This is a genomic window from Legionella sp. D16C41, from assembly GCF_048541585.1.
GTDB lineage: Bacteria > Pseudomonadota > Gammaproteobacteria > Legionellales > Legionellaceae > Legionella_C.
Window position 1 is genome coordinate 3,263,126 of sequence record NZ_CP183303.1, and the last position, 13,581, is coordinate 3,276,706.

The window sequence follows — 13,581 nt, forward strand, 5'->3', positions numbered from 1 at the left end:
TACTTTTAATGAGAAAAATTAGCTTTGACTAAATAATCAAATTAAACACTTTTAGAGAAAGTTTGGTTTTCGTAAATCCTGAAAAATATAGGTTATAAATTTAATTAAACTACGGCAGTATCTTTCCTAAAAGTATGAAAATTTGGCTGTATTTGGCCATTTTTTTCAAATAACACGCAGTAATTTTGTCTTTTTACTGGATCATGTTCTTTTGCACATAATTCTTGATAGGTTGCTACTACAGTATTTTCTTTTAAGTTATTAGCAAAAGATGTTAGTGGGAGTAGAAATATTAAAATAATAAATTTTTTCATAATAAACCTTTAAAGTATGTTATTTTAAACTAGATTTAATAAAAGAGACAATCTTTAGATAATCCATTATAACTTAAAATTAAGGCCTATAGCCTAATTGATTTCTATGTTAAGGCCTTAAAAAACTAATAAAGCCTTAAGCATCGGTATGATCTTAATTAATTATCGCTCAGTATTTTCAGCTTTCTTAGCTTGTTTTTGATATGCTTTCCATTCTTTATCTTTCGCGAAAACATAACAAGCTGCTTCTTCAATAAAAAAGCTAATATCATCAATTTGTGACCATTGGCAGTAAGCTTCAATTTTTCTTAAAACTTCACTACTTAACTCTACTTTAATTTTCTCTTTTTGATTAAACCGTGCTTTCGATATGAGAGCCATTACATTCCTCTTCAATAAATAGTTATTACCAAAATGATTCAAAATATATTTATATTTTGAAAATTTAAACAGCGCCTATGAAGGCCATCTATTTTTTACTATAAATTAATTAGAAAGTCATTAATTTTTTTACTCTGAATTTAAATGAATAACTTGTAAGTAATCCACAAATAACTTATGACTTTTAATTCAACATATAGAGAAAAAAGACAACTTCTTTTATACTAGCGGTGCTTATTTTACATATATAACATAATTTAATTTAAAGGGGAAATAACGTGCAAAATTCAACCAAATTTGCCTATTTAGCACTTAGTGGAGGTATGGATTCTACAACTTTATTATTACATTTACTGGCAAGAAGTTATCACGTTACAGCAATTTCCTTTTTATATGGTCAAAAACATAAAGTTGAAGTTGATTACGCCACAAATCTAGTAAAATATTTACAAGAAAAAGGGTTTAATATTCGTCATCAAATTGTTCATTTAACTGGGTTAAGTGAGTTATTATTTTCTGCTCTTGTTGATGGTGGAAAAACTGTTCCAGAGGGCTTATATGATGGTAAAAATATGGCTGCTACTGTTGTACCAAATCGCAATAAAATTTTTATCTCAATTTTGCAAGCAGCTGCACTCTCACGAGCTATTCAAGAAGATATGCCTGTTAATGTCGCTTTAGGGGTGCATTCAGGGGATCATGCTGTTTACCCTGATTGTCGGCCTGAGTTTATTAATGATGATTATCAAGCTTTTCAAGCTGGTAACTGGCATGCTGAAAAAGTTATCAATTATATGCCTTATCTTCATGGTGATAAATATAGTATTTTACAAGATGGCATTGAATCTTGTAGACAATTAAATTTAGATGTTGATGAAGTTTACAGAAGAACAATTACTTCTTATAAACCGAATACAGACGGTATCTCTGATTACAAATCAGCATCCTCTATACAACGAATTGCAGCTTTTATGAAATTAAATCGTGTTGATCCTGTTGTTTATGCTGATGAAAATGGCATTGTTGATTGGCAAACAGTAAAAGCACATGTTTTATCTGTCTTGCAGGAAAATAATATAGAGGCCTAGGGTTTAAGCTCCCTTTCTTGAAAAACAAGTAACTTATAAATCATTCTCTCCTCAAAATAATGCCAACCTTGGGAGATTTTTATGAAAGTTAGGCTAAGGCCCAACATACGCTGGTAAGTCGTCTTAAGCGTAGAAACATGATGAGCTTAAGTTGGCGCTATTAACAGGTTGGGGGTTATGCTTGAAACTTGGTGAAAAGTGAATTTGAGTGCAGTTTGAACGAACATCCTGCTGAAAAAGCGCAGTGTAGTCCTCTACATGAGCATTTTGAAGTAGGGGGTTCGTTCAAAATGCACCAAATACAGCCTTTCGGTGCATCGAATGCCAATACTTATTAATCGCTAGCTAACTCAATTGCAAACGCTAGTCCCAATTTACTGAAATTAGCCATATGTTCAGGCGTTAAGCGGTCAATAGTATCCTTGGAAGTATGAATATAAGGATTATGATCTTCAAAATTTGTCTCACAAGGGAAAGCCGCAGGAATACCTTCGTCATCCCAAGAGGCATGATCACTGCAACCATAACCACAATAAGATTCAGCTACTGGCACACCAATATAGGTTTGAATTAATTCACTGACAAAATTGGTTAAGGCCCTATCCGTATAATCTTTAAAAACCCACATAGTTGGATCATTACGGTCATTACGAAAACCTGTCATATCAAGTTGCATGACTGCTTTAACTGGAATTGATTCATCTAAAAAATGCTGCACAACGTATTGGGAACCCACTAAGCCGCGTTCTTCTGCTGCATACCAAATAAAATAAATTGGTCGTTTAAATTCATAAGAAGAATTTAGCAAAATACGAGCGACTTCCATTAAGCTAGATGAACCACTACCATCATCACCAGCACCAGGCATTCTACCATCTAAGGTATCCATATGAGCACCAATTACAATGGCTGGCGCTTTAATGTCTTTTCCGAGTACAGTTACTAAAGATGGCTGCTTATAGTAGCTACCTGTTTTAACAAAATAGGTATCGGTGTCATTACGTTTTGCATTTTTTGCCATATTTTCAAAGGTATCTTTTAACCATGCTGCAGTTTCAACGCCAGTATTTTTAGTTGCTGAGCGATTTTCATAGCCAGTTAAGTGAGTTAAAGTTGCCATAATATTATCCACTTTAACTTGTTTAATGGCTTCTGATACTTCTACTTGATGGTGTATTGGATAACTAGCTTTGGCAGCTAATAAGTTTTTTGTTTGTGGTTTAACTAACAAGCGATATGCCTGCTTTTGACGAGCTTTTGGCTCAAGGCTATCGATATGGTGTGTAATATTGACAAAACGCCCGCACTTCACTTCATCAGCAATATGAATGATTTTTTCTACATCATTGGCAGGTACATCTAAAATTTTAAAAGTATTATTTTCAGCTATAACCTTATAATCGGACGGTAGATGTGCTGCTAAACACTGTGGAACCTTCAACTGCTCTGTTTTAATATTCGCTTGCACTGGATTGATAGCCAGCATAAAACTTGCTGAAAACAGAGGCATCCATGGATAAAAACGCATTATTGCTCCTTTAACTATTGAAATCATTTTGATGGTACATCAATCACTATAAATATGAAAATTGATTTTTAAATTACTTCGCCAAGTATTTAAATTAAACATAATCAGAATAGATTAACTAGTTTTACATCATTATAAAATTTTATTAAGGCGACCCTTATTACTTCTCTAACCTGTATGCCTTTAGGTAACCACTCAATAAATTGAAAAAAATTGTTCCAAGGGCATTAAGTTTAAAACTCAGGCGGCTCTTATTAGCCACTTTGCTCTTATTTTTAACTAAACCTTATTGATAATCATTTTCATTTAGTATAAAGTTACCCCTCCTGAAATGCCCATTAGGTGGATAATGAAAACAAAAAAGATTCCCTATTATTTTCTGCTAATGCTTTTGACATTAGGCGCAAGCTTAATTATCGGTTTTTTAAGTTTTGGTGGTATGTATGCAATATTGCCACTGTTACCTTTAGCCTTTGGCTCATTTGCACTATCTGTTGCTTATGAGGGTGAAATTTATTTGCAAAATATTAAAGGGGCTTTTAAAAAGCTATTTAAAGACGATTATTTATCACGCTACTTAGCTGATGAATATTTATTAAAACATTTTCCTGATACGGAAGATAAAGATTGCCCACAATTTTTTAAAGATTATGAAATTCAATTGCGACTTCTCAGTCAGTTTGAGCATAAAAACTTAGATAAAGAAAGCTTAGCGCGTAAAAAGAAGCTCGAAAAAACAATGTTGGATATGCGCAAATGGTTTGCGCTTCAGCTTTTTAGAAAATCTAGCAATGACGATTCTTATAGCAAATACCAGCTTGAGCTACAAAGATGGTTAGCTGAACATGGGCAGCAAGAAGCTATTGAAAAATTAGAGACACGTACTAGAACTTTTAATATTGTTAAAGCTTTTAGTGCTTTAGCTGGCCTATTTATGGGCGTAGGTACCACCTACCTTTTAGTGGGCGGGTTTGCTGCTATTCCGCTGTTAGCTACGCTTCCCATCAGCATTTTACCTCTTATTATTGTTCCATTGGCAATTATTGCCGGTGCCGCTTATAGTTTTCTAACTTATAATGCTGTCACTGACATGATTAACAATGATACGTTACGCAAGTGGTTTTTTAAAATACGTAATAATTTTACGAAAGAGAATGCTTCAGAGCATATCGTACGTAATATCTTCCTAGCAATTACGGCTGTTAGCTTATTAACACTTACAGTGGCATTAACTATCTGTACAGCTGGAACTTGGTGGACTGTTGCAAAAACTGCTCGTCCCTTGTTTACTTGGATGGGCAAGCTTCCAGCTTTCGTGATGGGTGTTATTAACCCCATTATTACTGGCGCCTCCACGCTCATTTTTAATTTGCAAAATACGAGTGAATCACTAGAGATGATTGATAATTTAAGCCGTAGTAAAGGTAATGCCTTTACTAAAGCAAAAATATCTATTCAAACTAGTCTTAAAAATTTAGCAAGTCATGAAAATTGGTTACAGTTATTTAATCCTGCGAGGATTTTACTTAAATTAACCATTACGCCTTTAAGAATTATTTTGTTTTTAGGGCATTTAATTAGTATTGGCGTGACTTCAGATAGAGTGCCTGGTATTCCTGAGGTTGTCTCCGCGCTCTTAGGTATTATTAGTGAAGGTTTTGAAGATGCACATTACTTTTTTGAGCAAGCACATGAGCATCACCTTAAAAAAGATGATCATTACCACCAAACTAAAGGCTTACTAAAAGAGCAATTACAGACTGATGAAGGGCATGATCATGAGGTAGATTTACCAACACGAGTGTTAAAAGTTATCTTCTCGCCGTTATACTTACTTGCAGCACTTTGGGATTATGCTACTAGCCAGCGCAATACAAACAGTACTAAGAATGTTCTAAATTTTCATGATGCTTGGAACAAACAAACTGGGCAAAAACCTGTTGAAAACGTTACTTTTGCACCAGGAGACCAAAAAGTATCTTCTGAATGGCAGGCAGAGCAAGCAAGTTATCGTATTGAACGCTTTAAAACCAAACATTTAAAGCATGCTTTAATTAATGGTAAGGTAGCGCAAGAAAAAGAAGCTGATCTTAATCAAGTACAAGCTAAATTACGCGATAGAGATCAGATTAAAGCTACTCCTGTTGAACAGGTTAAAGAGGCAGCTAATTATTCGAGCTTTAAAAAACATCGCTTCTTTAATACCGAAAAAACGAAAACTACAAAATTTTTAGAAGACCTTGCTGAGCGGATTAGTACCCCAGCTGCATAACGTTTATCTAATTTAAATAGCACAAGGAAGTGACATAAAAAGGCTCCTTTTCTGTCAGAGTCTAGTTAGCTCGTTAGGAGTATTTATTAAGGTAAAGAAGCTAGAATTGCAAAATAGGATAAAGTAAATTAATTTATAAAATTACTTTAAGGATATCGATAAATATGCCTACAGCATTTCTAGGATTAGACTACATCATTGATATTATGCATCCTAAAGGCAAGATTGCACGTTGTGCAGCGCAAGCCGACGAACGAGATATCATTACAAAAACCAATAAAGTATTAGAGATAGCACAAGAAAAGCAATGGCTAAAGCTCTTAGTTAAAGTGGGCTTTAGTGAAAATTATACAGAGCAACCTAAAAATTCGCCTATGTTTGGTAAGGTTAAGGAACTAGGTGCTTTAAAACTTAATTCAGAAGGAACTAATTTCCATCCTAATTTAAATACTAAAGGATGTTTATCCATTATAAAGTCTAGAGTCAGTGCATTTTACGGCACTAACTTAGACATTATATTGCGAGCTAATAAAATCGAACGTTTATTAATTGGTGGAGTCAGTACAGCCTGGGCGGTACAAAGTACTGTACGAGATGCCCACGATAGAGATTATCAAGTTTATATTATTGAAGATATTTGCGCAGCTGTAACCAGTCATGAACATCAAACCTCAATTGATTTAATGAGTAGAATTGCATCCATTATAACAGTAGATGATTTGAAGTTTTTTTAATGGGCTCCTTTCTACTAAAATTTTTTAAATGGTTAAAAAAAGAAATTAGAGGCTACTTACTATTGCGTGGTATTTTAGTCCTTATGCCTCTCGCTTACCTTTTTTCAGTCACTAAAAATTATGCTTGGCTGCAAGTTTCTGTTGTAAGTATGTCTAGCTTAATTGTGAAAGAAAAATTAAAACTTACCATCCTGGGTGTTTTACTGCATGGATTAAGTATAATTATTCTTTTTAATTTATTGTTTTTAACACAATTTCAACCTTTGTTATTTATAATAATTTGTACGCTATCTGCAGTAGCTATTATTCTAATTACCATGCGGGGTGATAAATTAAGAACCTTAGGAAATTGGACTTTTATTCCCGCGATTATACTGTCAATAGAGTTAGCCTCTAAAATGAGATATAGTTTTTGGACAGAAAGTCAGCAAATTTTTCCCTTTTTACTTCTCTCACTACTACCTACTTTGTGTCTGAGTCTCTATGACCAAATTAAAATATTAAAAAATGAGCACCCTTTTAAAGCCTTACAACTATCTTACTTATCTGATTTTGGAAAAAAACAAAATAATTTAGAAGCTATGCTAGCTATGGGTTTAGGTATTATTATTGCCTCTTTTATAGTTGAATATTTACCCATGCAAAATGGACAATGGATGATTTGGGGGGTAGCAAGCGTTGTTACAGGTGATAGTGAAACTTCTCCTAAAAAGTTTAAACAACGCTTAATCGGTGTATCACTTGGCGTTCCGTTAGGTATTGCCTTTGCTCAATACATTATTCCTTCTACCCCTTTTGATTTAATAATCGTTACTACATGCCTTTTTTTAACCTTAGTCGCTTTTCGTCGTTATGTAGTTGCCTACACTTTGCGCTGCTTCTTTGTAGCTAGTGCGGTAATATTAATTACCCATTCAAAAACAATTGCTTTTGAGAGGCTCTCACATGTTATTGAAGGAGGTTTAATTGGCTTAACTGCTGTATTTTTATCAAGATTGCTATTTAAAAAAATGCGGTTTACCAGCTAATATTTTAGTTGCTGTAACGACTATAGTTTAAAAAATACTGTATTTTAGGTTAGTAAGCTTTTTAAGCTACTTAAATGTGATTTAGCTAATGCTTTAGAACGCTCTTCATTACGCTCTCCTTTACCAAACCATTCTAGACTGTCGGAAGGTAACTCATCTAAAAAACGACTTGGTTGACACTCTTGTAATTCACCTCCGCGTCGCCTTTGTCTAGCGAGTGTTAAGCAAAGTCCCTTTTGAGCACGGGTAATACCTACATAAGCTAATCGTCTCTCTTCTTCAATTTGATTGTCCTCAATACTTGAGCGGTGAGGCAATAATTCTTCTTCCATACCCACCAAATAAACAAATGGAAATTCTAATCCTTTTGCAGCATGTAAAGTCATAAGCTGTACACTTTCTCGATCTGCCTCGCTAGATTGCTCCAAAATATCAATTAAAATTAATTTGTTAATGACATCACTTAAAGTCTGCTCCGGGCTTTTAGTTAATAAGCGGCCTATCCAATCCAGTAACTCCCAAACATTTTCCATACATTTTTGTGCTTTAGCAGGCGAATTACATTGCTCATAAATGTATGCCTCATAACCACTTTCATCAACCATTTCACGTAATACATCTACAGGCGGATGAGTCAGTAGTCGCTCTTTAATACTTAGCAGCCACCTTTTAAAAGCCTGAAGTGCTAAACGTGGTTTTTCAGCTATACGATCAACTAGAGCCAGATTGTCAGCACATTGAAATAGGCTTTGTTTTCTAAATTGTGCATATTCTCCTAAAGCAGTTAAGCTAACATCACCAATACCACGTTTAGGTGTATTAACGGCTCTTAAAAATCCAGCATCATCTGCTTCATTGCATAAAAGTTTTAAATAAGCAAAAATATCTTTAACTTCGGCTTTTGCAAACCAAGATTGCCCCCCACTAATATGATAAGCAATGCTATGATGGCGTAATACTTTTTCAAAAACACGTGACTGATGATTACCGCGATATAAAATAGCATAATCACCATAATGTTTACCTAGCCGTAATTTGTGACTGATCATATCCATCACAACTTGCTCAGCCTCATCTTGCTCATCTTTACAGCATAAAACTCTTAGTAACTCACCTTGACCTATCTGACTCCATAATTTTTTTTCAAATAAGTGTGGATTTTGTGCAATTAATGTATTAGCTACATGTAAGATACGGCTGGTTGAACGATAATTTTGTTCTAACTTGATAACTTTTAATTGAGGGTAATCTTTATTTAATTGCGACAAATTTTCAGGCCTTGCCCCTCGCCAGGCATAAATGGATTGGTCATCATCGCCAACCACGGTAAAACGCGCACGTATACCCGTTAATAATTTAATGAATAAATATTGACTGGTATTTGAATCTTGATATTCGTCAATAAGTAAGTGACGAATTTTATTTTGCCAATAGTCACGGATTTTCTCATCCTGGTTTAGTAAATAGACTGGGATTTTAATTAAATCATCAAAATCAACTGCATTATACGCTGTTAATGCATCTTGATACTGGCTATAAACAGCTAATGCATCTGCAAAAATCGGATTTGTCTTAGGTTGTTTATAGCAATCGTTAGGTGAGAGTAAATCATTTTTCCATCTAGAAATTTGCTGTTGAATCTGCGTAAGATAATCTCTATCATTGGCGCGGCTTACAGGTAGATAGTTTTTTAATAATTGCTGACTGTCTTCACTATCAAAAATAGAAAAGCCAGGACGTAAGTTACATTGGGTTAAATGCTTTTTAATAACCTTTAAACCTAAAGTATGGAAAGTTGCTACATTTAAACCGCGTCGCCTATTAGCGTTAACTGTGGTTGCTATTCTACTGCGCATCTCTTCTGCGGCTTTATTTGTAAATGTAATAGCATAAATTGAAGCGGCACTATAACCACATTGCTCAATCAGATAAGCAATTTTTTGGGTAATCACTCGAGTTTTGCCACTACCTGCACCAGCGATTACTAATAGAGGACCATCGATATATTTTACTGCTGCCATTTGCTGCGGGTTAAGCATTAATACGTCCTAAACAAATTTATTTTTAGTTACTTATACCCTATTAAAGAAGTCTATTACAAAGCACTATAAGTACTTTTATCATTTTGCTAAACCAGCCATCAGTGTTAATAATTACTATAGAGAAGAATTTAATAAATTATACACATTCAGCATTAAATAAGCATATGCTAGAATAAATAATTTAATGTTGTTATTTAAATGGGGAATTAGAATGGATAGCTTACAGCGCTTTATGTTTGAACATGCTAGTATTCGTGGAGAAATTGCCCATCTAGATGACACCTACACCACTATCATTAATCAACGAGCTTATCCACCAATGATTAAAAATGTTCTAGGTGAAGCATTGGTATCGTGTTTGTTAATGATGGGTAGCATAAAGTTTGAAGGCGAACTTAGCTTACAATTTCAAGGGGATAAACGCTTACCACTTTTATTAGTTCAATGTGATCACCGCCTACATTTAAGAGCTTTTGCAAAATATGAACCTGAGTTAACTACTGAAGAGTATGCTAAAGCATTTTTAGCAGGGAAAATGGTATTAACTATAAGCCCAAATAATCAGACGCAATCTTATCAAAGTATTTTACCTATTCAAAGTACCTCGATGGCTGAGAATTTAATGTATTACTATGCTCAGTCAGAACAAATACCAAGTCGGGTATGGTTAGCCAGTGACGATACAAAAGTAGCAGGCTTATTATTACAATTAATGCCTGGCCAAAATACACAGCAACGTGAACAATTTTGGGAATACGCGGTTCATATCGGGCAAACTATCAGTGAAGGTGAGCTTTTAAACTTAGATAATGAAACCCTTTTATATCGCTTATATCATGAAACTGATTTGAGAATCTTTGACAATAACAAGGTTATGTTTCAGTGTCGTTGTAGTCCAGAAAAAATGAAACAAGTATTAACTATCTTGGGTGAAAAAGATATTAAAGAACTATTAGAAGAAAAAGGTAAGGTTGAAGTTACTTGTGATTTTTGTAATCAACATTATAGTTTTGATGCTATTGATATTACCATGCTATTTCATAAAGGCCATTAGTAATAAATTACACTTAGCTATCGAAAAGCTATATTTGGCATGTTTTGCTAAAAAAATTATATTTTAGTGGCTTACTCCTATTTATATTTAAAACCTTAATAGAAATTAGGATAGTCTCTATTGTAAGGTAGATTTAATAGCTGAAACGATTACCGGATTTACGTTATTAAATTGTAAATATTCGCCACGCATGGCTTGTAATATCTGTTGTAGATGCGCAAACTCGGCACTTAGCTGCGAAAACAGCTGGGCAGTTTCCGTGGTTTTTAACTCACTGACACAAAGATAAGCTGTTTTCCCCATATTAGCAAAGTAACTTAAGTTAAGCTTACGTCGTTCAGCTATGCCTGGAAATAAACCGCAAAATAATAAACTTTTATCACCTACATCACGCAATAATTCAGCTTGCCTACGTCCCGTGGTTTGCATAGATTCTAAAAAATCTAAAGCAAGTACTGATTCAATTAAATTAGGCCCCTGCGAGAAACGCATAAGCAGAAAAACTAAATAGCTTTCCGTATTTTCGTTAAGAATTAATCGGGTAGAGGCTTGAGCTTCATTAACTAAGGCATACCATTGGCTCGTTTCAGTAGGATGCAAAATCAATTTCTTCATGACTAGCTCCTTTTATACTTCTTATTTACAGTTTAGCAAATAACATACCAATATGACTTAATTTGGACAAAAACTTTATCAATTAGCAATAGGTTAAATCAAAAATATCCAAACTAGCTTAGCTAAGTTTAAGCTCTGTAAATAGATCTTTATCTACTGGCTGCTTTAATTCTTGATTACCAATAGGAACTACAAAGTTTTTAATCAGGGCTCGCCAAAAGGGTTTATAAAGATGCTGCTGTAGGGGATGCGTATCGTTAGCAGGAAAGCAAGGACCATGATTGGCTTCAAGTAACCAGACTTTTTGTTGATCATCAACCATAAAATCAACCCCAAACAAAGCAAAGGCAGGCTTAGCCTTATTTATTTTAAATGCTTGCGGATAAGTTTTATTTAAAGCACTTATTACTTTTTGCAAAATATGTTTTATTTCAATAAATAGCGGCGGAAAAAAGGTAAATTGGTCCGTTGGTATTTGAATAACATTTACATTATCGTCATTTAAATGTTCATTGGTTAAATGAGCATTAAGATTAGTAAGATTATTCAAATTAAATGGCGTGAGCGCGACATTAAAATAACCATGATGATAAAGATAAGCACCTGCATAGTTAGTAAGCACAATAAATTGCCGAATACTGTATTTTCGTCTGTCCCGAAGCAAATGTGGGTTAGGAATGTAGTATTGCAGCACATGGTCCCCACCTAAACGATTAGTATTTAAAAAGTGCCATTCTAAGTCACTCAATCTTTTAAATAATTTAATCGATTGACCATTATTTAATAAAGCTGGTTTAAGAATCCAAATTAAATCCTTAATCTCATCAACTAAAATTTGGCCCCTTACATAAAATTGCTGGGCGAGCTCATTTAATATCAATGACCAATTACTATCATTAATGCAATATGTTAAGGGCATGACAGACTGGCAATATTGTTTTACTAGATTAGCTAATAAATGTTTATACTCTAAACATTGGGCAGCTTGTTCATTGAATTCTAAATTATCAACACTAAATTTAGCTAACCGCCGCCAAGCGCTACTTTTCCACCCCAACTCTTCTAAGTAAATACTTAAATTATAATTAGTAGGTGAGTAACTTCCTTTTAAATTAAAAGTATTGTTCTTCAAAAACCACACTTATAACCTCAATTATTATAAAAGCATTATTAATAATGGTGCGCCTTGTTTAATAATTTTGCAAATAAGTTAGGTACCATAGAGGCGAGTAAACCAGCTAATAAACTCCAGAAAGCGGAATTAATGCCTAATAAATTCATGCCCGAAGCCGCAACCAAAAAAGTAATTAAAGCGGCTTCACGATGTCTATCCTCTTCAACGGCTGCCTTAAGATTGCTACCTAGAGTACCTAAAAGGGCTAGTCCTGCAAGGGCTGCCATTAATTCTTTAGGAAAAGCAGTCAGTAAGGTTAATAAGGTTGCGCCGCAAAGAGCAATTAACAAATAAAAAAAGCCAGCCCAGAGTGTGGAATAATAACGCAAAGAAGGGTCTGGATGAGCCTCTTCATTGGTACACATTGTCGCTGTTAAGGCAGCTAAATTAACTGAAAAACCGCCAAAAGGTGCAACTAATAAGTTAGCAATACCCAACCAACTTATAATAGAAGAGATAGGTGGCTGATACCCTGCTGCTCTTAAAACGGAAAAGCCGGGTAGGTTTTGCGAAGTCATGGTAACGATAGCAAGAGGAAAACCAATACTTGCTAATACAGCCCAAGAAAATTCGGGTTTAATTAAAATAGGAGAAGCAATTTGTAAATGCAATGCAGAGGTATTAATTAAACCTTCACTAGCAGCAATAAGCATTCCTGCTGTCATAACAATTAAAATAGCTATTCGTGGGAAAAATTGCTTACTTAATAAATAAATAAAAATCATTCCTAAAACTAAGAATGCTTGCCCCTGTACTGCCATAAATAAGTTAAGACCAAAATTTAGTAATATACCAGCTAGCATCGCACTTGCTATTGAGGTAGGAATATAACTCATTATCTTAGCAATAGAGCCACTTAAACCAGCGATGACCGTGAGTAACGCTGAAAAAATAAAAGCCCCAATAGTTTGATTAAGTGGAATGCCTGGTAAACTTGCAATCAAGAAAGCAGCACCTGGCGTTGACCAGGCAGTTAAGATAGGCATACGGTAATAAAGGGATAAGCCTATACCAACTAGAGAGACACCCATGCACAAGCCAAAAATCCATGAATTTAGTTCGGCGCTAGATGCTCCGGCCGCAGTAGCAGCTTGCAAAACAATAACAACTGTGCTGCTAAAGCCTATCATTACTGCCATAAATCCAGTCATCATTTGACTTAACGAAAAATTGCTTGCCATGGTGGAATTCCTGTATGCTCTATGCGCTATAACGCACGACAAGCATACCATTGTGCGCTATAACGCACAATGTTTTCATAATGCGAATTTTAACTATGGATCAGTTAAAATTACGCAAAATCAAAGTCATCGATACGAAAAGTGCAGAACTAGCAGGCCTAATCTGCGCA

12 protein-coding genes are annotated in these 13,581 nt (G+C 34.6%); 5 read left to right on the forward strand and 7 right to left on the reverse strand.

From position 1 onward, the window contains the following. Positions 1 to 104: 104 nt before the first annotated feature. Both ACNVED_RS14170 and ACNVED_RS14175 read right to left on the reverse strand, forming a co-directional pair. Entirely contained in the window at positions 105 to 314 is a 210-nt protein-coding gene (locus tag ACNVED_RS14170; RefSeq protein ID WP_419419628.1) for a hypothetical protein, read from the reverse strand. Between the two features lie 162 nt (positions 315 to 476). After that, positions 477 to 695, reverse strand: coding sequence for a hypothetical protein (locus ACNVED_RS14175; RefSeq protein WP_419419629.1), 219 nt, complete (start codon positions 693 to 695; stop codon positions 477 to 479). A 278-nt stretch (positions 696 to 973) separates the two neighbouring features. Here ACNVED_RS14175 and ACNVED_RS14180 point away from each other — a divergent pair, with 278 nt between their 5' ends. Beyond that, a complete protein-coding gene (locus ACNVED_RS14180) occupies positions 974 to 1,783 on the forward strand; it encodes a 7-cyano-7-deazaguanine synthase (RefSeq protein ID WP_419419630.1) in 810 nt (269 codons plus the stop codon). A gap of 334 nt (positions 1,784 to 2,117) precedes the next feature. Here ACNVED_RS14180 and lapA read toward each other — a convergent pair whose 3' ends face one another. Next, positions 2,118 to 3,311 (reverse strand): aminopeptidase LapA, encoded by a 1,194-nt coding sequence (gene lapA / locus ACNVED_RS14185; protein ID WP_419419631.1) that lies wholly within the window; start codon positions 3,309 to 3,311, stop codon positions 2,118 to 2,120. A gap of 349 nt (positions 3,312 to 3,660) precedes the next feature. Here lapA and ACNVED_RS14190 point away from each other — a divergent pair, with 349 nt between their 5' ends. The 3 genes from ACNVED_RS14190 (at position 3,661) to ACNVED_RS14200 (ending at position 7,345) form a co-directional block, all read left to right on the forward strand. Continuing rightward, positions 3,661 to 5,583, forward strand: coding sequence for a hypothetical protein (locus ACNVED_RS14190; protein ID WP_419419632.1), 1,923 nt, complete (start codon positions 3,661 to 3,663; stop codon positions 5,581 to 5,583). A gap of 164 nt (positions 5,584 to 5,747) precedes the next feature. Next, positions 5,748 to 6,317, forward strand: a complete 570-nt coding sequence (locus ACNVED_RS14195; RefSeq protein ID WP_419419633.1) for an isochorismatase family cysteine hydrolase — start codon at positions 5,748 to 5,750, stop codon at positions 6,315 to 6,317. Further along, positions 6,317 to 7,345, forward strand: a complete 1,029-nt coding sequence (locus ACNVED_RS14200) for an FUSC family protein (RefSeq protein ID WP_419419634.1) — start codon at positions 6,317 to 6,319, stop codon at positions 7,343 to 7,345. The genes ACNVED_RS14195 and ACNVED_RS14200 overlap by 1 nt, the downstream gene beginning before the upstream one ends. A gap of 44 nt (positions 7,346 to 7,389) precedes the next feature. On the opposite strand, the gene ACNVED_RS14205 is transcribed toward ACNVED_RS14200, so the two are convergent. Continuing rightward, complete coding sequence (locus ACNVED_RS14205; protein ID WP_419419635.1) at positions 7,390 to 9,384, reverse strand: UvrD-helicase domain-containing protein; 1,995 nt, start codon at positions 9,382 to 9,384, stop codon at positions 7,390 to 7,392. A gap of 214 nt (positions 9,385 to 9,598) precedes the next feature. On the opposite strand from ACNVED_RS14205, the gene hslO reads away from it, so the two are divergent. Continuing rightward, complete coding sequence (gene hslO / locus ACNVED_RS14210) at positions 9,599 to 10,441, forward strand: Hsp33 family molecular chaperone HslO (protein WP_419419636.1); 843 nt, start codon at positions 9,599 to 9,601, stop codon at positions 10,439 to 10,441. A 117-nt stretch (positions 10,442 to 10,558) separates the two neighbouring features. Here the strand turns inward: hslO and ACNVED_RS14215 are convergent, their stop codons facing one another. From ACNVED_RS14215 to ACNVED_RS14225, 3 genes are all read right to left on the reverse strand, one after another. Beyond that, positions 10,559 to 11,056 (reverse strand): hypothetical protein, encoded by a 498-nt coding sequence (locus tag ACNVED_RS14215; RefSeq protein ID WP_419419637.1) that lies wholly within the window; start codon positions 11,054 to 11,056, stop codon positions 10,559 to 10,561. 118 nt (positions 11,057 to 11,174) lie between these two features. Beyond that, positions 11,175 to 12,188, reverse strand: a complete 1,014-nt coding sequence (locus tag ACNVED_RS14220; RefSeq protein WP_419419638.1) for a tubulin-tyrosine ligase — start codon at positions 12,186 to 12,188, stop codon at positions 11,175 to 11,177. A 38-nt stretch (positions 12,189 to 12,226) separates the two neighbouring features. Continuing rightward, positions 12,227 to 13,411, reverse strand: a complete 1,185-nt coding sequence (locus tag ACNVED_RS14225) for a benzoate/H(+) symporter BenE family transporter (RefSeq protein WP_419419639.1) — start codon at positions 13,409 to 13,411, stop codon at positions 12,227 to 12,229. Positions 13,412 to 13,581 lie beyond the last annotated feature (170 nt).

Coding starts and splice junctions, on each gene's coding strand:
- ACNVED_RS14190 (WP_419419632.1), top strand. CDS start 3,661: ATGAAAACAAAAAAGATTCCCTATTATTTTCTGCTAATGCTTTTGACA.
- ACNVED_RS14225 (WP_419419639.1), bottom strand. CDS start 13,411: ATGGCAAGCAATTTTTCGTTAAGTCAAATGATGACTGGATTTATGGCA.
- ACNVED_RS14170 (WP_419419628.1), bottom strand. CDS start 314: ATGAAAAAATTTATTATTTTAATATTTCTACTCCCACTAACATCTTTT.
- lapA (WP_419419631.1), bottom strand. CDS start 3,311: ATGCGTTTTTATCCATGGATGCCTCTGTTTTCAGCAAGTTTTATGCTG.
- ACNVED_RS14200 (WP_419419634.1), top strand. CDS start 6,317: ATGGGCTCCTTTCTACTAAAATTTTTTAAATGGTTAAAAAAAGAAATT.
- ACNVED_RS14195 (WP_419419633.1), top strand. CDS start 5,748: ATGCCTACAGCATTTCTAGGATTAGACTACATCATTGATATTATGCAT.
- ACNVED_RS14205 (WP_419419635.1), bottom strand. CDS start 9,384: ATGCTTAACCCGCAGCAAATGGCAGCAGTAAAATATATCGATGGTCCT.
- ACNVED_RS14175 (WP_419419629.1), bottom strand. CDS start 695: ATGGCTCTCATATCGAAAGCACGGTTTAATCAAAAAGAGAAAATTAAA.
- ACNVED_RS14215 (WP_419419637.1), bottom strand. CDS start 11,056: ATGAAGAAATTGATTTTGCATCCTACTGAAACGAGCCAATGGTATGCC.
- hslO (WP_419419636.1), top strand. CDS start 9,599: ATGGATAGCTTACAGCGCTTTATGTTTGAACATGCTAGTATTCGTGGA.